This window comes from Glutamicibacter sp. NPDC087583, assembly GCF_044743685.1.
Lineage (GTDB): Bacteria > Actinomycetota > Actinomycetes > Actinomycetales > Micrococcaceae > Glutamicibacter.
This window is the reverse complement of sequence record NZ_JBIUWY010000008.1, coordinates 139,646-159,178: the sequence shown is the minus strand read 5'-3', so window position 1 is coordinate 159,178 and position 19,533 is coordinate 139,646. Positions and strand designations below refer to the sequence as shown.

At 52.7% G+C, this 19,533-nt stretch carries 12 protein-coding genes; 2 read left to right on the top strand and 10 right to left on the bottom strand.

Annotated features, from left to right (window positions below):
• Positions 1–143: 143 nt before the first annotated feature.
• On the bottom strand, positions 144–1,238 hold the full coding sequence (locus tag ACIOU9_RS16580; RefSeq protein ID WP_400288793.1) for a branched-chain amino acid aminotransferase: 1,095 nt from the start codon (positions 1,236–1,238) through the stop codon (positions 144–146).
• 115 nt (positions 1,239–1,353) lie between these two features.
• Entirely contained in the window at positions 1,354–2,412 is a 1,059-nt protein-coding gene (locus ACIOU9_RS16575) for a 3-isopropylmalate dehydrogenase (protein ID WP_105659143.1), read from the bottom strand.
• 183 nt (positions 2,413–2,595) lie between these two features.
• Between ACIOU9_RS16575 and ACIOU9_RS16570 the strand changes: the two genes are divergently transcribed.
• On the top strand, positions 2,596–3,828 hold the full coding sequence (locus ACIOU9_RS16570) for a sensor histidine kinase (protein ID WP_105659142.1): 1,233 nt from the start codon (positions 2,596–2,598) through the stop codon (positions 3,826–3,828).
• A gap of 7 nt (positions 3,829–3,835) precedes the next feature.
• Complete coding sequence (locus ACIOU9_RS16565) at positions 3,836–4,528, top strand: response regulator transcription factor (protein ID WP_105659141.1); 693 nt, start codon at positions 3,836–3,838, stop codon at positions 4,526–4,528.
• 77 nt (positions 4,529–4,605) lie between these two features.
• Here the strand turns inward: ACIOU9_RS16565 and metG are convergent, their stop codons facing one another.
• The 8 genes from metG to ACIOU9_RS16525 all read right to left on the bottom strand — a co-directional run bounded on the left by metG (position 4,606) and on the right by ACIOU9_RS16525 (position 19,359).
• Complete coding sequence (metG, locus tag ACIOU9_RS16560; protein WP_402697609.1) at positions 4,606–6,156, bottom strand: methionine--tRNA ligase; 1,551 nt, start codon at positions 6,154–6,156, stop codon at positions 4,606–4,608.
• Between the two features lie 57 nt (positions 6,157–6,213).
• Positions 6,214–7,221: an NYN domain-containing protein gene (locus ACIOU9_RS16555; RefSeq protein WP_105659140.1), complete on the bottom strand. Its 1,008-nt coding sequence runs from the start codon at positions 7,219–7,221 to the stop codon at positions 6,214–6,216.
• Positions 7,222–7,343: 122 nt separating this feature from the next.
• Positions 7,344–8,528: a non-hydrolyzing UDP-N-acetylglucosamine 2-epimerase gene (gene wecB / locus ACIOU9_RS16550; RefSeq protein ID WP_133834663.1), complete on the bottom strand. Its 1,185-nt coding sequence runs from the start codon at positions 8,526–8,528 to the stop codon at positions 7,344–7,346.
• Between the two features lie 27 nt (positions 8,529–8,555).
• Positions 8,556–9,788: a UDP-N-acetyl-D-mannosamine dehydrogenase gene (gene wecC, locus ACIOU9_RS16545; RefSeq protein WP_133834664.1), complete on the bottom strand. Its 1,233-nt coding sequence runs from the start codon at positions 9,786–9,788 to the stop codon at positions 8,556–8,558.
• Between the two features lie 132 nt (positions 9,789–9,920).
• Complete coding sequence (locus tag ACIOU9_RS16540; protein ID WP_402697608.1) at positions 9,921–11,696, bottom strand: glycosyltransferase family 4 protein; 1,776 nt, start codon at positions 11,694–11,696, stop codon at positions 9,921–9,923.
• On the bottom strand, positions 11,677–12,852 hold the full coding sequence (locus ACIOU9_RS16535) for a glycosyltransferase family 4 protein (RefSeq protein WP_286172294.1): 1,176 nt from the start codon (positions 12,850–12,852) through the stop codon (positions 11,677–11,679). Before ACIOU9_RS16535 ends, ACIOU9_RS16540 begins: the two co-directional genes overlap by 20 nt.
• A gap of 50 nt (positions 12,853–12,902) precedes the next feature.
• A complete protein-coding gene (locus tag ACIOU9_RS16530) occupies positions 12,903–14,816 on the bottom strand; it encodes a glycosyltransferase (RefSeq protein ID WP_402697606.1) in 1,914 nt (637 codons plus the stop codon).
• Positions 14,817–14,925: 109 nt separating this feature from the next.
• Positions 14,926–19,359: a glycosyltransferase gene (locus ACIOU9_RS16525; RefSeq protein WP_402697604.1), complete on the bottom strand. Its 4,434-nt coding sequence runs from the start codon at positions 19,357–19,359 to the stop codon at positions 14,926–14,928.
• Between the last annotated feature and the right edge of the window lie 174 nt (positions 19,360–19,533).

Sequence of the window (19,533 nt, the reverse complement as noted above, 5' to 3'; positions counted from 1 at the left end):
CAAACGCTATCTCGCCCGTCGGATCTTCAGAATCTTCAGTGCTTCAAAAATGATTGAAGAGGTTCCGGTTGCGGCTTGACAGACATAGAAGAGTCACTGGTCCCGAGACTACAAGTCTCGAGACCAGCAACTTTGAGCTAGCTTTACGCCAAACGTTCCAGCCAACCGTGACGGTCTTCCACGGTACCCCGCTGAATTCCCAGCAGTTCTTCGCGAATGGACATGGTCACCTCACCGGCTGCAGCATTCTCCTCACCAATGAGCTCTTCGCCGTTCTTCAGCAGGCCGATTGGGGTGATCACCGCTGCTGTACCGCAAGCAAAGACCTCGGCAATATCGCCTGAGGCGATGCCTTCACGCCACTCATCCAGGGTGATCTTGCGTTCTTCGACCTCCATGCCGCGATCCTTCGCGAGCTGGATGACCGACGAACGGGTCACGCCTTCAAGGATGGTTCCGGTCAACGCTGGGGTCACCAGCTTGTTGTCCTTCGTTACGAAGAAGACATTCATGCCCCCGAGCTCTTCAACGGCATTGTCATTGAAGGAGTCAAGGAACAGAACCTGCTTGCAGCCGTTTTCTTCAGCTTCCAGCTGGGCTACGAGCGAGGCCGCGTAGTTGCCACCGCACTTAGCCGAACCTGTACCGCCTCGGCCTGCTCGTGCGTAGTTCTTCGATACCCAAATAGCCACTGGCTTGAGTTCGCCACCGAAGTAATTGCCTGCTGGAGATGCGATGACGCGGTAGGAAACCTCACGCGCTGCACGCACACCAAGGAATGCTTCGGTAGCAATCATGAATGGACGCAGGTACAGGGCTTCGCCGTCCCCGGTAGGAACCCAATCGATATCCGTTGCCACCAGCTTGCGCAGCGAGTCGACGAAAACGTCTTCATCCAGCTGCGGAAGTGCTAGGCGCTGAGCCGACTTGTTCATGCGGGCAGCGTTGGCCTGCGGGCGGAAAGTCCATACCGAACCATCGGCGTGGCGGTAGGCCTTCAGGCCTTCGAAGATTTCCTGGCCATAATGCAGGACCGAGGCGGCCGGATCCATGGCGATAGGGCCGTATGGCTCAATTCGAGCATCATGCCATTCACCGTTACGGCCGCTATCGTCTGCTGACCAGTCGATGACTGCGGTGTGGTCAGTGAAGAAGTCTCCGAACCCAGGATTAGCCAAGACGCCGGCTCGGTCCTGTTCGCTCTTGCGATTCGTTGAGAGATTTTCGGTGAATTCCATCTACCCTGGACTTCCTAGTTCAATAAACAAAGAACGGATGCTCCACGCCTCTGCGGAACATCCGTTCGTGGATTTGGCTACTGGTTATCAGCTAACCAGAAACGTCACTTTCAGCTTATGCCAGTAACGCGACAATTGCATCGCCAATTTCACTTGTGGTGCGATTATCGGTCAATTCTTGACGTGAAGTGATCTCTTTTTCAACAGCTTGCTCAACTGTGCGAGCTTCTTCAGCCAACCCGAGGTGATCAAGCATCAGTGCCACGGACAGAATCGCCGCGGTTGGGTCTGCCTTCTGCTGGCCGGCAATATCCGGAGCCGAACCATGAACCGGCTCGAACATCGATGGGTAGGTACGGTCCATATTGATGTTGCCACTGGCTGCCAGGCCAATACCACCGGTAATGGCGCCGGCCTGGTCGGTGAGGATGTCGCCAAAGAGGTTGTCAGTGACAATCACGTCGAAACGCGATGGGTCCGTGGTCAAGAAGATGGTAGCCGCATCCACGTGCAGGTAATCGTGGGTAACCTCTGGGAATTCCTGCGCCACCATTTCGACAGTGCGCTTCCACAAATGCCCAGCGTGCACCAGCACGTTGTGCTTGTGCACCAGGGTGACACGCTTGCGTTCACGCTCTGATGCACGGCGGAATGCGTCGCGGACAACACGTTCCACACCATAGGCGGTATTTACCGATACTTCGGTAGCGATTTCATGCGCGGTGCCCGTGCGCACCGAACCGCCGTTGCCTACATACGGGCCTTCGGTACCTTCGCGAACCACCACGAAGTCAATTTCACCGGGGTTAGCCAGGGGGCTCTCAATTCCAGGATAGAGCTTAGCCGGACGCAGATTCACGAAATGATCCAGCGAGAAGCGGAGCTTCAGGAGCATTTCGCGCTCGATAATTCCGGACGGAATGCGCGTATCTCCAGGGGCAGCGCCAACAGCGCCGAAGAGAATGGCATCGTGCTTCTTGAGAGCTTCCAGCGTCGCATCCGGAAGTGTTTCGCCAGTCGCCAGCCAATGCTCTGCACCAAGCTTGTAGTCGGTCAGCTTGATCTCGTTCTTGCCACCATTAGTGACGAACTTCAGAACCTTAACCGCTTCGGCAACAACTTCTGGGCCAATACCGTCACCCGGAATGACCGCAATATCAATTACATTTCCCATGGCACAGATTCTATCGACTAGCGTCCGCCATTTGAGAGTTCATCTCAAATAATGAGATTTGATGAGTTTCCGCCGACATATTTCCTCCCTGGGCATGAGGCATCGCCGTCTTCATTGCCGATAACCTTGGATAAACAGATCCTTTGCTTCGCTATACGGATCAACAGCTACTAAAACGTTGAATTGCAGGAACTCTTGATCTTTGCCAATCCCCACCGTCGAATTGACGGTTGGATCCGCGAGAATCCCGGACGGGTAGATTTCATCACCGGCCTGCTGTACACGCTGTTCTGCATACCGGCCGCCCTCAGCCTCGCTTCTTCGATGTCAGTTGCCGCCGTTCTCGCCGTGCTGAGCCTTTCTCTTCTCCAGTCAGCTCCGCTGATGGTGCGGCGTCGCTGCCCATGGGCAGCGACCCTCGTTGTCGCCACCGGGCATGTATTGCAACTGGGCTTTGACGGGCTAATGATGTTCTCGCAAGTATCCGTTCCAATCATGGTTTATACCATGGCTGTCTACGGGAAACGCTGGCAGTCATTCAGCACGCTGGGGCTGGGTCTGATTGGCGCGTTGTTGGCGACGTTCAGCATGTTCGGCGCCTCAAGGTACTCGCCTGATCCATCCCCCGTCTTCACCTTCGACATGATGATTTCTTTCGTGGGTCTTGCATTGGTTGTCACCCTTTCTTGGACCTTCGGTGACTTAGCGCGAACGAGGCGTCTGGCCATGAAGTCCCTGAGGGATCACGCCGAACGCCTCGAGAAAGAACGCCTCACCGAGCGCGCCCTGGCAGCTTCCGACGAGAGAAACCACATCGCCCGCGAGATGCATGACATCGTGGCCCATTCGCTCTCTGTCATCATCACCCAGGCTAACGGGGCACGATATGCGGCGGCGAAAGACCCGGAGATTGCCATCGAGACCCTGAAGACAGTTTCAGATACTGGCCGCGCTTCACTGAAAGAAATGCGCAGGCTTCTGGGAGTTCTACGCAAAGATGAGGAATTGGAGAATCGCCCTCTTCCGTCATTGGCAAACGTACCTGAACTCGTAGAAAGCGTTGCCGTGTCCGGACTGAATGTCCATCTCGAAACTTCTGGAACCCCGCGGAAAGAACTACCGGCAGGCGCGGAGCTCACAATCTATCGATGCGTTCAAGAATCGCTCACGAATGTCATTAAGCACGCTGGTCCTGATACACAGACCCAAGTCCATATTGAGTGGACTTCCCGGGGCCTGAATTTGAGCGTCAGCGACGATGGGCGAGGTGCCGGTTCCATCGTCCTGGAAGGCGTAGGACAAGGTCTGCAGGGAATGAAAGAACGCGTAGCCTTATATGAAGGTACCTGCACTGCACTCCCCCGGACCGGGGGCGGTTTCGCCGTTAATGTTTTCATCCCTTACACCGAGGACTAATATTCAAATGCCTAATACAGATGCCATCAAGGTCGGCTTGGTCGATGATCAGCTCTTGGTTCGCAGTGGCTTCAGAATGCTCATTAATTCCCAAGAGGATATGGAAGTCATTGTTGAAGCTGGCAATGGCCGTGAAGCACTAGCTGCACCACTGATGGCTCAGGCGGATGTCATCTTGATGGACGTGCGAATGCCGGAAATGGACGGCATCGAAGCTACCGAACGCCTATTGGATCCAGATAAGAAGGCCGCTGATGGTCCCAAGATCATCGTGCTGACGACTTTCGACATGGACGAATATGCGCTAAGCGCCATTCAAGCCGGCGCCAGCGGCTTTCTTTTGAAGGATGCGCCCCCAGAAGAACTCTTGGAGTCAGTACGCACCGTCAATCGAGGAGATGCCGTCATAGCGCCATCGACCACTCGACGGTTGCTGGACCACATGGCGCCAATGCTCAAGAAGAGCTCGTCACAGCACAAGGATCACCTGATTGCCGCGGTTGAATCGCTGACGCCTCGCGAGCGGGAAGTGTTTGGCCTGATTGCAGAAGGTTTTTCCAACCCGGAAATCGCAGAAAAACTATTCCTGTCAGAAGCTACAGTCAAAACCCATGTGGGTCATATTCTGGCCAAACTGGAAGCTCGTGACCGGGTCCAGGCTGTAGTCATCGCCTACCAGACCGGAGTCGTCACACCCTGACTGAATGAAAAAAATTGAGGTGTTCTGCTCGGATTCAGAATCAAGCAGAACTCCTCAATTTCCTCTCAGGAAAATTCTTACTTCTCTTCCTCGTAACGTGGGAACACAGGAGAAGGAGCTGGGAGCTCAGTGCCTGGGACCAAAGCGCTATCAAAGGACTCGAAGGTTCGCGCCGAACCTTCGCCAACTGCCAACGCATTGAGCATAGAAGTCATGGCCTGCGGCAATACTGGCTGAAGCAGCAACGCCACCTTGCGGACAATCTCAATGGTCACGTACAAGACAGTAGCCATACGCTCAGGATCGGTCTTCTTCAGCTTCCATGGCTCCTGCTCAGCGAAGTAGGCATTGGTATCGCCCAGAACGTGCCAAACGGATTCAAGTGCCTTGCTGAATTCCTGACGCGAGAAAGCATCTCGGTTGATCTCCAGCAGCTTGCCGGCTGCTTCCAGAATCTGCTGATCAGCTTCCAGCAATTCGCCCGGGGTCGGGACTACTCCCCCACAGTTCTTTGCGACCATCGAAAGTGAACGCTGTGCAAGGTTGCCGAAGTTATTGGCCAGGTCACCGTTAATACGGGCAACGATGGTCTCGTGGTTGTAGCTGCCGTCGGCACCGAACGGAACTTCACGCAAGAAGAAGTAGCGTACCTGGTCCAAGCCATAACGGTTCACAAAATCATCTGGGGAAACAGTGTTGCCCAGGGATTTGGACATCTTCACGCCGTTATTATGCAGGAATCCATGGATCATGACGCGCTTAGGCAATGGCAGTTTTGCAGACATCAAGAATGCTGGCCAGTAGATCGCGTGGAATCGCGAGATGTCTTTGCCGATCACGTGGACATCTGCCGGCCAGTATTTCTGGAAAGAAGCAGACTCAACGTCCGGGAATCCAACGCCCGTCAGGTAATTGGTCAGGGCGTCTACCCAGACGTACATTACATGCTTCTCGTTGCCCGGTACCGGGATGCCCCAATCAAAGGTCGTTCGAGAGATCGAAAGGTCCATCAGACCGCCTTCGACAAACCGTACTACTTCATTGAAGCGGGAACGTGGCGCGCCGAATTCAGAGTTGTTCTGGTAGTACTCCAGCAACTTGTCCTGGTACTTGGATAAGCGGAAGAAGTAGGACTCTTCTTCAGTCCAAGTAACTTCAGTGTCGGTTTCAACGGCATAACGAATACCGTCCTTGCGCACTTCCGTCTGGTCTTCGGTGTAGAAGGCCTCATCGCGTACCGAGTACCATCCTGCGTACTTATCCAAGTAAATGTCATCATTGGCTTCCATGCGGCGCCAGAGTTCCTGCGCAGCCGCATGATGGTCTGCATCAGTGGTACGGATGAAGCGGTCGTAGCTTGTACCCAGCTCATCATTCATGGCCTGGAATGCATCCGAGTTACGCTGGGCCAGCTGAGCCGGCGTGACCCCAAGATTCTCTGCGGTCTGCATCATCTTCTGGCCGTGCTCGTCGGTGCCGGTCAGGAAGAAGACGTCAAAACCATCCAGGCGCTTGAATCGAGCCATAACGTCGGTAGCCACTACCTCGTAGGCATGCCCAATGTGCGGGGTACCGTTCGGGTAAGAAATAGCCGTGGTGATGTAAAAAGGTTTCTGCTGAGAAGTCACGATATAAATTTACCTTAGCTAGCGTCGGAAAGCGGATTTCCAGATTGTACTGACTCGTCACATGATCTTGCCCAAATACTCCCAGAAGGCGCCACGAAGTGTGCGGCGGATGATCTGCTGATCAGTTTTCCATTCCCCAAGCACTTGAGCGCAATCCTTGAGCAAAGTCCTGTCAATTTCGGGTGGCAGCTGCGGCTTGTCAGCAATGAGTTCTACTACGTCAGACTGTGTCGTGAAGGCAAGCCAGGATTCAGCAACCTTTGCGCCGATCTCTTCTGCAACCTTCAACTCTTGTTGCTCATAAGCCGCGGAACCCTGATAGCCAGAAGCTTCACCACCACTGGAGTAGATCACCACAGGTTCGGCTTCCGGTTCAACGGCTGGCCTGATAACTGGCTTCTGAGCCATGACGGCAGGAGTAGGAACCGATGGCTTCGCTGCTGGCTTTGCTTCTGTCTCCAAAGACGCACTAGCAATTAGAGACGTCTTTTCAGAATGATTCTTGTCCCATTCAAGAACCTTGGTGAATGCGCTATCCAATAGTTGATTCGGAACGATTTCAATGTAGTCAGCGGTCAAAGCCAGGTGTTCAGCCACCGAGGCTACTCCAAGACGGCTATCGGATTTCGCTACGCCTAGTAACACTACTTTCATGCCCAAGTCTTGCGCTTCTTCGACGGCCTCGGCGAGGTCGTCATCGCCGGAGACCAAGTAAGCAATTGATGCCGAGCCATTACGGGCAACCCCTACAAGGTCCAGCGCCAGTCTCAGGTCCACACCTTTTTGCTCGCCGTTATAAGAGATACGACCTAAGCGCACTTTAACGCCGGGTATCAAGCCAATCCGCTTATGCTGCTCAGTAAATAGCCCGTCTTTCGAGGCGTCATACCAATACACGCGGAGGTTATTAAGACCCGTATTCTTCTTTACGGTTTGCACGATCCCGCGTACCAGCGCCTCGTAATGGGTTGTAAAGGCTGATCTTAAGGTCGTTCCGGCGGCACGATGACCGCCTAGTGAGAGCAGAAATCCGGCATCAATAAATATTGCAGTTTGATTCATCATGATTCGATCGTACTGATAAAACTAGGCAAACCATATTGAAAGGGCCTGCATCGCATGACTCTTTCCGGTGTAAACCAGAAAAGACCAGTTCAACTGGTGTTGAACTGGTCTTTTGAACGGAACTAGATGCTGGTTGCCCGCATCATGTCTTCTGGATCTGACAGACTGGAATCGAATTCCTCGATACGCGAACCTACGCCAAGCAATTCTGCAATTGCAGCGACGGTACGTACGGAAGCCCTGCCATCACCGTAAGGGTTTACAGCGTTAGCCATTTCGTTGTAAGCCGCTTCATCATGCAACAGCTCAGTGACCGATTCGAAGATGCGGTTTTCATCGGTGCCGATCAGGCGTACGGTACCCGCGGTTACAGCTTCAGGACGCTCGGTGTTCAGGCGCATGACCAGAACAGGCTTGCCGAGGCTTGGAGCTTCTTCCTGGACGCCACCGGAATCGGTCAAGACGACGGTCGAAGCATCAATGATGCGAGTGAATTCGCCGTAAGCCAGCGGCTCGGTCAAAGTCACGTTAGGCAGTCCATCGATTTCCGGAAGCAACGCTTCGCGAACCGCAGGGTTGCGATGCAACGGCAAGATGAATTCAACATCTGGTTCCGCCTTGGAGAGCTTTGCCAATGCACGGCCGATGCCGCGCATTGGTTCGCCTTGGTTCTCACGACGGTGCGTCGTCACCAGAACAATGCGCTTGTCAGAAGAAACCAATTCTTCCAACTTGGGATCCGAGAAAGGAACCTTCTTTTCGACAACAGTCAGCAGTGCGTCAATGACAGAGTTACCGGTGATAACGATGTCACTTCCCTTGAACGTTTCACGCTCAAGGTTACGCTTGCTCAACGACGTTGGAGCCAAATGCAGGCTGGCGATCTGGCTGGTCAGCTTGCGGTTAGCTTCCTCCGGGAATGGAGAGAAGATGTCATAGCTCCGAAGTCCAGCCTCAGCGTGAACCACTGGGATACCACGGTAGAAAGCAGCGATTGCGCCAGCCGTCGAAGTGGTGGTGTCGCCCTGGACCACTACAGCGTCAGGCTTTTCCTTTTCGAAAATCTCGTCAAGACCAGCAATGGTCTTAGTAAGCAGACCATTCAGGGTCTGGCGCGGCTGAATGACGTCCAAGTCATAGTCCGGCGTGATGCCAAAGAGCTCGTTGACCTGATCCAGCATTTCCCGGTGCTGTCCAGTTACGACAACAACGCATTCAAACTCGTCAGCTTCTTTCAAAGCCTTGACGATCGGCGCAACCTTGATGGCCTCAGGACGAGTGCCATAGATCGGCATGATCTTCTTCATAGATATATACCTTGTCAGCTTGGAGAACTAGCGCCAGAGACCGCGAGTGTCGATAACTTCCTTGCCGGCCAGCGCGGTTGCTGGTACGGACTTGAACTGGTCGTGGTCGACCAGCAAAGTAATTACACTTGCCGATTCTAGGGCTTCATCGGTTGCAACCAGCTTCAGGTTGGCGATGCCCGCAAGATTCTTAGGCAATTCTTCTACATGTGGCTCCACTGCAAGGAACTCGACGGTTGGGTTGGCTTCAGCCAACTTGCGAGCGATCGCAATCGATGGCGATTCACGCATGTCGTCAATGTTCGCTTTGAAAGCCAAACCCATGACCGCTACCTTGCCGTTGAAGGATGGGAGTTTGGTAGCTTCTACAACCTTGTCGATAACCCAGTTCGGCTTTGCATCGTTGGTGTTACGAGCCATGCGGATCAGCTTTGATTCTTCAGGAGCAGCCGAGACAATGAACCATGGATCAACTGCGATGCAGTGACCGCCAACACCTGGACCGGGCTGAAGAATGTTTACGCGTGGGTGGCGGTTGGCCAGGGAGATCAGTTCCCAAACGTCAATGCCCAGCTTGTCGGAGATGACCGACAATTCGTTAGCAAAGGCGATGTTCACGTCGCGGTACGAATTCTCGACCAGCTTTGCCATTTCAGCAGTCTTAGCATCGGTGGTGAGGATAGCTGCCTGGCAGAAGGTCTCGTAAAGAGCCTTGGCCTTCTCTGCAGCTTCTGGGGTGATACCGCCGACAATACGGTCATTGGTGACCAATTCTTCCATGACGTAGCCAGGAAGTACGCGCTCTGGGCAGTGTGCTACAAGCAGGCTGTCCTTGTTCAGGTCGGGACGCTTCTTCAGCAGGTAGTCGAAGAGGTGCTGGGTTGCACCTGGAGGCGAGGTCGACTCGAGGATAACCAGTTCGCCGCCCTTCAGCTTTGGAGCGATGCCCTCTGCTGCAGCCTCAATGTATGAAAGGTCAGCGGTGTAGTCATCGTTGAACGGCGTTGGCACAGCAACAATGTACGCTTCAGCTTCTGGAGTATCGAAGCTTGCAGACAAGGTACCTGCAGTCACCGCGGCGGAAACGAATTCGCCCAACGCCGGCTCTACGAACGGCACCTCGCCCTTGTTGACTGCCTCTACAGTTCGAGGAGTTACATCGACGCCTTTTACGGTGATGCCCTTCGAGGCAAGAATTGCAGCAGTTGGCAATCCGATGTAACCCAAACCGATTACGGCGACTTCTTTAATGTTGTTCACTAAAGTGACTTTCCTTCTGGTACGAGCGATGTTCCCTACGAAAGGGCCTGCAAGCTGATCTTGAAGCACAAGAAGTGCAAGATTAGCCCTATAAACCATATCCCATCACTGAGTTCAGCGACAGCCTCATTGTCACGGAGCTTTACTTATTACTTGCTCGTAAACTTGGACAACGCTAAGCGCGTTTTGCTCCCAAGTTCTATTGGCAAGCACGAATTCCCGCCCTGACTTGCCCATGCGTTCAGCTGCCCCTTGGTTTAAAATCAACTTTTCGATATTTTCGGCCCACTCAGCCACATCCCCCGCAGGTATCAAGTGACCGTTCTCACCGTCAGTGATCAGCTCCTGCAGGGCAGGAAGATCGGATGCCAAGACAGGTACGTTCGATGCCATTGCTTCAACTGGTTTGAGCGGAGTTACCGAGCGAGTGACAGCAGAGTCAATTCGTGGCACGACGAAAGCGTTCAACGCAGCATGATAGACATGCGACTGTTCCCGCGGAATGCGACCAGGAAAAACACAACGCGCGGCGATGCCTAGACTTTTGGCAAGACTGATCAGATTCTCGCGATCCGTACCATCGCCAACGATCAACAAACGTAACTCCTTGTGCTGCTTCGCAAGTTCAGCAACAGCACGGACAACTGTCGAAAGCCCCTCATAAGGGACCAAGCTGCTAACCGTCCCCACATAAAATGCTTCAGAATCGAGGTCCAGCTGCGCACGAGCTTGGTCCCTGGGCACGGGTTCCTCTAGGAACTTTTCCCCTATCCCGTTCGGTAATATTGAAATCTTTGATTCATCAACGCCCGCGTCAATCAGGTTGCGTTTCATGGCATCGCCCAAGGTGAAGACATGATCGGCATGCCGAGCTACAAACGCTTCGCGTTCCACGAATAGTCGGTATCGTTCTGAATCTTTCGAGCGCTCGGGACGCGTAGAAAGCCACGTGTCTGCCAGCTGTCCGCGAACTTCATAAACCCACGGTATACCGGTCGCTTCTGCAACGGACTTAACCGCTAGAGCGTTAGAAAAATCTGTCGTCGTGTGAAGTACAGAAGGGGCCTCTTGAAGGACTCTGCTCAGTAGGTCTTCAGCTTGTTGCTGGATTCTTCCGGTGAAGTCATGCTTCGCTGGAAAAGGCAGGCAGCGCTGGTATTCGATACCAGAAACCACGTCAGCTTCTAAGACGGATAGTTTGCCGATATTCAAGGGATAATTCACACGGGTAAGTCCTTTGACTCCCCATCCTGCATCCCTTAATGACGCGAGAATTGAATGAGTTCGTTGTGCGTAACCGCTACCAGTGTGTGGCAACGAATTGGTAGCAACGTAAAGAACAGAACGAGTCGCGCTAGTCGATATACCGGCGGTACGGAGCGGAGAAAGACAGGGCTCTGCCCCCTTGAAGGATGCCAATTCTGATTCATAGTGACGAAGTTGACGGCCACTGCGATTCTGCTGCAACAGCTCAATGGCATCTGTCATCCAGCCCAATGACCACAATAGACGGGCCTTGGCACGTACGTGGGCGATGGAAGGTTTGCCCCTATTGAGTAATTCTTCTGCAAGTTCCCACTCATTGGAAGCAATGCAAAGGTTAGCCAGGAATACTGACTGCCTTGGGTTGCTGTCGGAGCTTAACCATTCTCTGCAGGCAGAGAGCAGGGCACTAGTGTCATCCTTCAGCATGGCCGAGAGCGCGCGTAGCCGAATGCTGGATTTATCACTCCCAAGAGTAATAATCAACGAGCGTAGAACCGGCTTGGACTTGAAGCGGCGAGCAACTTGGAGCGCAAAATAAGTAGGATCATCAGCAATGTTGGAAAGTACCAAATTACCGGTGTTGATTGCATTCGGAATGACTTTTAGATTCAAAAGTTCTGCTCTATCTCTTGGAGTACGCATCGACGACTGTGGCTAGTAGTTCGGCATATTCCCGCCCGGCTTGACGTAGCGATCCATGTTTCCTGACCCAGTCGGTCCCGCGACGATCGGTCCGCAAAATTCCAGGGTTCGCAACCAAGTTGTTAATGTAAGCGGCCAGGGAAGGTACATCTTGTTCAATCACAGTCCCAGCCTCGGAATCACGAATAATTTCCGCTGCTTCTCCTCTGACCAAACCGCTGACGTGCTGATTCAAGTAAAGAAGTTCATAGAGTTTCGAAGGCACTGTGTGATTAAAGCTCGGCCAGTCAGGACGCAGAGAAACTAGGCATGTATCCGCCCACGAGTAATTTTCCAGTACCTCCTGGCCGTAGACAGGGTCTTGGAAGTCAATATCAAGCCCAAGATCCATCGCTAGGCTCATCAATTTACTCTTTTCAGTACCCTGGCCAACAATGCGCAGACGTACAAATTCTGGTACGTACTCCATCGCTCGGATAACGGTCTCCAGACCCTGGCTCCGACCAATGTTCCCTAGATAGAGAATATGGAATTCGCCATCGATCTCGCGTTGAGAAACTGTAAGATCTTCGCGTTCGGTTTCAACGCCGTTGGTGATTGTGGCGACGTTCTTCACGCCATTTCGCTTCATCTTCCCCGCCAGGCCGTACGTCACCGTGACGAGCATATCGCTTTTATTCACAACGAAACTGATGATCTTCGAAATAGCTGGCTCGACCCAGCGGAACTTGATAACTTGTGATTCACTGAGCAAATCTGGCCAAGCATCCCGGAGGTCGACAACTAAGGGTACACCCCGTAAACGGCTGGCCACGAAGCCAACAATTAGCGTTGGAATTGCTGGGACAGTTGCGATAATAACGTCAGGCTTTTGCCCTCGGAATGCAGCAGGGACGCTCAGAACTGCATCAACGCCATGCTTCAATACTTTTCCGAGCATCGTTTTGGAACGACGCATTGATGGATAGTGCTGCAGCTTCAAATAATGATTATCAAGAAGACGACTTTGCCGTTTAGTTGCAATCCGATTTGATTTCGGGGTCACTACAGTAACTTCGTGCCCCAATTGCCCCAGTTCGTCGGCAATAATTGACCAGCGTCGCTGAGGTGGCGAGATCTCAGGCGTGAACGAGTGAGTCAGAAGCATAACTTTCATCTTCTTCACTCCCCTGATTTACCTCGTACTATTTGCACAATAAGACTTTCCTAGAAAAAGACATGTTTATCATTGCGTCCAAACCACTGAATACTACCAGTTGCAGTCAACTCCGCATCACTCAGATCCCAGGTATGCGCTAGCCCATCATTCCCGCGCATCTGGGTAAAGTTGAAACGGTCACTCGAATAAATGGTTCCTCCACGTTCAATGACGTCTTTTAGGAATCTTGTATCTTCGCCACGGTTACGTGTATCAAAGGGTGTCTCGCGGAAAACGTGCGCGCGGCCAAGCATCGTCGGACCCATCACGAGGTTTGTAAAGCGGTGCTCACGTTCGGCAAATCTCAGCAAAGTAGCATCTGAATCCGCGAGGTACATGTAATGCGCCTGCTTGCCTACTATCGAGGCGCCACTGTATCGAAGCGCTGAAACTTGATCGAAGAGATAGTACTCCCCGTATAGGTCGTCATCATCCATTTTGGTGATGAAGTCGCCGTTGGCCATGGCCACCGCGGCGTTCAGGCAGTCACCCAAAGTATTTTCTTCACCCATCTCAAGCAGTTGGTAGTTCGCTACTCCAGCTGCTGATGCCATATCGGCCAGTTGTCCAGTGGCGGCCGAGAACTTATGAGCCACGAGGACGAGCTCAACTTCAACATCCTTCTGTTTCCCTACAGTCTCGAATATATGCTGAAGCTGGTGAGGCCTTATGGTCGAAACAATCGCACTTACCTTTGGAGTGCAGGACATGGACATTGGCTGACCGTGAGCAGAACGGAGCCCAACGAATTGTTCAACCTGTTGAGCACGATGCGCATAAGTATGGTTCTTCCAGATCCTGCGCTGACCCATATGGACCATTCGCTGGCGAAGTTCTGGGCTCCGAACCAAGCTGCGAATCGAGTTAGATGCTTGTTCCCTGGTGGATACCTGAAGTACCTCTGAAGGCGTGAAGAAATTCTCTATCGCTGCGCTTGGAGCCGAAACCACAGGAGTGCCAGCGGCGGTGATCTCGAATATTCGACGGGCACACATGCTTGGCGAATCGACCACGGAGTTGACGTTCAGAAAAACGTTGTAGTTCTTGTACGCAGAAAGCATCTTGTCATAGTCGAGCGAGCCGACAACATTCTGGTCATACGGTGCCGGGAACTGGTACTTCGCGTCTCCGCCGTGCTGCCGGGAGAAAATGTCTAGCCCGCTAGTGAGCTTTGGCGAGATATCCATGGCTCCGCCAAGCACGATCTCCATCTGTTCTTGTCGTTCGGGGTACTTGTCCGCAAAATACATTCCGGCGAAAGCTACATCTCGGCGTTCTTGGCTAAGTGTCCGTACCGGATTATGGAACTTCGGCTGAGCTGCAAAGCTCAACGCTGCGACACGTTCATGGCCCAGTGCTTCATGGTATTCCGGAATTTTGCGGGAATCTGATGTGAAAACGACATCGAACAGCCTTGCAGAATCGAGGAAGTCGGCGAAGTGCGGTGGGTCTTCTTTATTCCAGAAAACTGCTGGAACAGATCGTTCTTTAAACGCTTCCACCATCTCGACAAACGCTGGTCGAGGTGCCGACGGACCGGTTAGGTGGTACTGCCAAGACTTGTTGTTTCCAGCCCAGGCCGACTCCACGAAGAGAAGATCAAATTCTCGTGTTTCAAGTTCATCCTGCCATGAGCTGGGGGTGATAAAGGTGCAGTTCCATTCAGGCGCCCAAGCTTTCGCGCTGAAATCATCAAGAATGACGGCAACGTTTAACTTTCCATCGTGGTCCTCTGAAGGTTCAAATTCTACCGGTGGGAATTGCAGTCCAAGCAATTTCTCAACATCTGTTCGCAAGTAGCGCTGCTGTCCCCCGATGCGCAAATCATAGTTGCGGCGCTGGTACCACTCCTGCAATTGCTGTGGACCACCCTGGCGAAGATGCCAAAGTGCTTTTCGGAAGTCCCCTAATGCAATTTTCACTTCTCAACTCACTTTATCTTCAATGCAGACTAGATCAATAATACAGTGAGGTGCATTCGGTGGCGATTGCCACTGAACGCACCTCACTAGAGAAAAGCACTAAAGAGCGCTAGTTAGCTTCAATTTCATTCATGATTCGAGCAAGCACATCGTTGGAATCGTAGTTCTTCACAGTGAACTCGCGTGCAGCTTCAACCTGCTCTGCCAGTTTCGCTTGATCCTGTACCTGACTGATCACGTATTGAGCTGCTGACGCAGTGTCTGCATGCAACCACTCATTCGGGTACAGCCATTCCGCTCCCGGCCAGGCCAGGCCTACCGGCAACGCACGAGATGCCGCTCCATCTGCAAGAGTGAAGTGGAAGGACTCGAAATCACTGGTGGATACGGCAACACCGATCTCCTGGTACCACTGGGCCATATTATCGCCTTGAGGATCGAAGACCACAGCACCGCGGAGTAGATCAGATTCTTCAATACGAGCATACTGCGCCTCGTAGAAAGCCATTTCTTCCTCGCGTGCAGCCATCCAGGGGTAATCTTCCGGTCGTTTGCCCTTGACGCGCAACGTAAAGCGGCTATCGATTGCACGCAACTTTTCCAGTAGATCAAGCACGAGGTCGAATCGCTTCATCTGCGGAACCATGCCGACGAAGCCCAGTACAAATTGAGAATCATCGGACTTGGGAAGATCCAGCTTCCTGGTATCCACAGAGTTAGGAATGACCATCGTTTTTTCCTCAGGAATTCCGAACTTTTGAATCGCCATTCCTCGGATCAACTCGCTGACAAAGATCACCTTGTCAACCTTCTTGAAGTTCACCGATCGAGGGTAATCCGTGAATAGTTCCTGCGAGTGGAATCTGGTAACCAGTTTCTGCCCGGGCTTCAAATGCGTTGAATACCACGCCAAATTGCCAAGTGACCATTCGCAGAACACCGTGTCAGCATCTTCCAGAAGATCCTGGCTCTCTTCAACATTGTGCTGAGCGTGGCCGTCCCACTTATCGATCTTCAGGTTGTGCCCGTGTTCGGATATCCCGGCCATGATTGACCCGGCAAACTTCAGGTCATGACCCGCGACTAGGATGTTCTGCGAGTCCTTGGACGCAGGATTGTCAATGAGCGTGCCGTCCGCTTCTTCGACGTCAAGTGGGCGTCGAAGGCATATGGTCTCTACGGCAGAATCTGCGATGTTGCTACTGCGCGTCAAGGTGGGCAGCTGCGCATCCACGTGCTCGCGCATCCAGAGCGGCAGGCCCTGCGTACCCACGTACTTGTCAGAGACCTGTACCGTTGCAGCTTGGCTATAGAACATGGCAGTTAGCATGTCTTCAAGAACCTGATGATCTTGGAGAATTTCTTCAGCGTTGGAGGCAATCACCTCTGCTTCACGAACTGCGTCATTGCTCATTACTCCAATTCCTGCAGTTCGCAGAATGTTTACTGCAGTATCATCGTCGCTGAACCCGGCAACGTATACCTGCATAGGTCGCACGCTAGCTGCTACAAGATCCCAAGCAATTTCTTCGGTTAACGTCTTCAGTTCAATGCCAAGTGATGGCAAAGTCGGGATATCAACTGCGAGACCAGCCATGCGAAGCGCCATGGCCAAACGATGGTGCGCCAGATGTTTGCGGAAGGTCACACGCAATGGCTCCCAAGCATCGGCCACGCGATCAGCTTCGGAGTTCATCCACAGTGTTGAAATCAGTTCCGATTCCCGGCGCGAACCGACCACAGGAACCGACCCATCAAACATCCAAGTAACGCCGAAGCTCTTGCCGCTAATTACCGGAGTACCACATGCCGCAAGCTCGAAAACTCGACGGGAGAACATAGTTGGCGAGGCATTCACCGAGTTAACGTTCACGTGCACCGGATGAGACTTGTAAGCCTCTACCATTTCTTCGTAAGTCAGACCACCCTGGACATAGTCCTGCAATGCTGGTGGGAACTTGTATGGCGATTCAGGATTATCGGCTTGGCGATCATAGATGGTCAGCCCCTGGGGACGTGCTCCCTCGAGGATTGCGCGCAGTTCCTTCGAACGCTCCGCATAACGATCACCATAATAGGAGCCACCGTACGCCACAGTATGCGAGTAGGTGCGGGAAGATCCCATTGGATTGTGGATTTCCGCTTGCGCCCAGAAGGAAAGGCTGCCCAACGCCTTGAGATTTCCACCACGGTGATCCCAGTAGTCCCGCAAGCAGTTGGCGTCAGTAGTCAAAACAACGTCGAAGTACTTTGCGGTACGGCGGAATCGATTGAAGTGAACCGGGTCTTCCTTGTTCCAGAAGATTGTTGGGATGTTCTTGCTGCGGCAGTAGCCAATTAGCGCTACTAGATCCGCACATTGCTCATCATCGTAGTAACCGACCTTGCGGGTCCAAGTTCCATCATTGCCTGCCCACGCCGATTCTACGAAGAGCACATCGACCGGATTCGATGTCAAGGCTTCTCGCCAGTTCTCAGGAGTTGGCGACACGACATTAACTTCGCGGCTGATGGTTGAGGTCGTAAATTCGTCAGCGATAAGAGCCATACGAATCTTATTAAGCTTCTTGCCCGTTGGCCTACGGCCCTGGACACTGGCAGCTTGGGAAACGAAAGTTTTTGCCACGATTGGCCATGTACGGTTCTCTACCGTCCACTTACGGGCACGACGCCCCATATCCTGCGCGGTCCTCGGATCATTAGCCAGGATGGCGATCGATTCAGCCAAGGACTGCACATGATCCGCTTCAAAGAGCAAGCCTCGAGCACTATCGGTACCAAGCAACGTAGCAATTGGCGAAACGTTGGATCCGATCACCGGACGGCCTGCAGCCATTGCTTCAATAGGCTTCAATGGTGAAACTAGTTCTGTAACAATATTCGATTTTCGCGGGCAGACCACGGCGTCAAAAATTGCCAGGTAATCGTTGATTTGTTCATTCGGTACGCGCCCGGTGAAACGAATTCGCTCTTCCAAGCCCAATTCGGTCACTTGCCGCTTGAGCGCGGGTAAGACCAAGCCGTCGCCAACGATTAGTGCGCCAACGTGCGACAGAGATTCTGGTAGCTCGGCTACCGCGTTGATTAGTAGATCCAGCCCCTCGTAGTCCACAAGGCTGCCAGCATATCCAAGAAGGAACTCGCCCTTCTTTTTCTTGTCAACGACCTTCGATCGCTCAGCTGGGAGAGGGACGTACTGGAAAATGTTCGCAGCATTCGGCAAGATTTCAATCTTGTCTCTTTCTGCACCGCGCTTCACCAGTTCCTCACGGACTTCCTCCGTGATTGCGAAGGCGCGATCCGCTTCGTTCGCCACCAGAGTCTCAATGCGGCGTGCTAGTTCGAATCGTTCCGATTTATGCCAGGTTTCGTTACCAGCGGCTGCGGTAATTTCCCAAAGCCCACGTACTTCGTAGATGAACGGGATTCCAAGACGACGAGCTGCGATCAATGCTGGCAACGCCGTAATGTGATTGGACGCAGAAACGATCACTGAAGGTCGATTCATCATCGCTTCGCGAACATAGATATCCGCCGCGATCTGCACAAACTTATCCAGTGGATCGCTACGTAGTGACACACCTGGGTTAAAGTACGTATCGACGCCCTGGTAATCGCGAATCAGGCGCTTTTCTTTCGGCATCTTCTTGTTGACTTTGGAGTCCCAAGGGTAGCCAGGTCGCGCTGCAATGAAGAGATCCATGCCGGCTTCGGTGACGGCAGTGGTGAGACCAGTCGTACGCGTCGAATAACCGTTGCTGTTGTATTCGCCAGTGCTGTGCGCGCAATACATCACTTTATCCGGCTGCGGCATATAAGCAGGCGTAGAGGTCTTCGGCGGAACTACCGGCAAGGAATCGAATAGTCGGGCTTGTCCCAGAATCTGATCGTGCAAGGCTCCGAAGCTTGAAGGCGATTCCTCCTTCGCAGCAAGAGCAACTAACCCTTCTGAAGGTTCAACAATCTCGCCCTGGTCGCGGTAACGGGCTATATATGCATCCGCTTCACGCTTAATAGCATCGATGAAGCTTTCTTCGATGCCGGTTCCGGCAGGACTGCCTGGCCGACTTAAATTGTCGAAGTTGGAAATGATTGGTGATGCCGCCAGAACTGGAACATTCTTTTGAACCTGGCGAGGAGCAACAGGCTTACGCGCAAAAGGGCTCTTCAATCCGCGTGCGGCTCGAACGACCGGATGGTTCTTTAGATTCTCATACGCGGACTTGAATTTCTCGGCACGCTCATGTTCATTGGCGAGTTGCGTCTTGAGAATCGATGCCTCACGGCTGAATTTCTGTCGCGCGTCCATAGCGGAAGCAAGTTCTTGCTCAAGCCTTGCGATTAGGCCCTCTGACTTCACCCTACGCGATCGCAAAGACTCGTTCTCCCGCGATAATTTCGATGATTGCGCACGGTACTTAGCCAAATCGTCCAGTACTCTGGTCTCAAAATCACCTTCAAGATTCAGATATTCCTGTTTGATGCTAAAAAGTTCGGCACGCGAACTCATTGCTTGAGCGGTCTTGCGATTCGATCGTTTCAACGAGGAAACTCCCTCAACTTTGTGTTGTTATCCGCAAGTAATTCTAGCGGTTCGATTGGAAGAGCTGAATTCTGACACAATCTAGACACAGAGATTCCGCAAAGCCCTGCTCAACTCATCGCGTTGTCGATAGAACCGACGTTCTATCGACTTTTGGAGGCTCTTCGAGTTTGA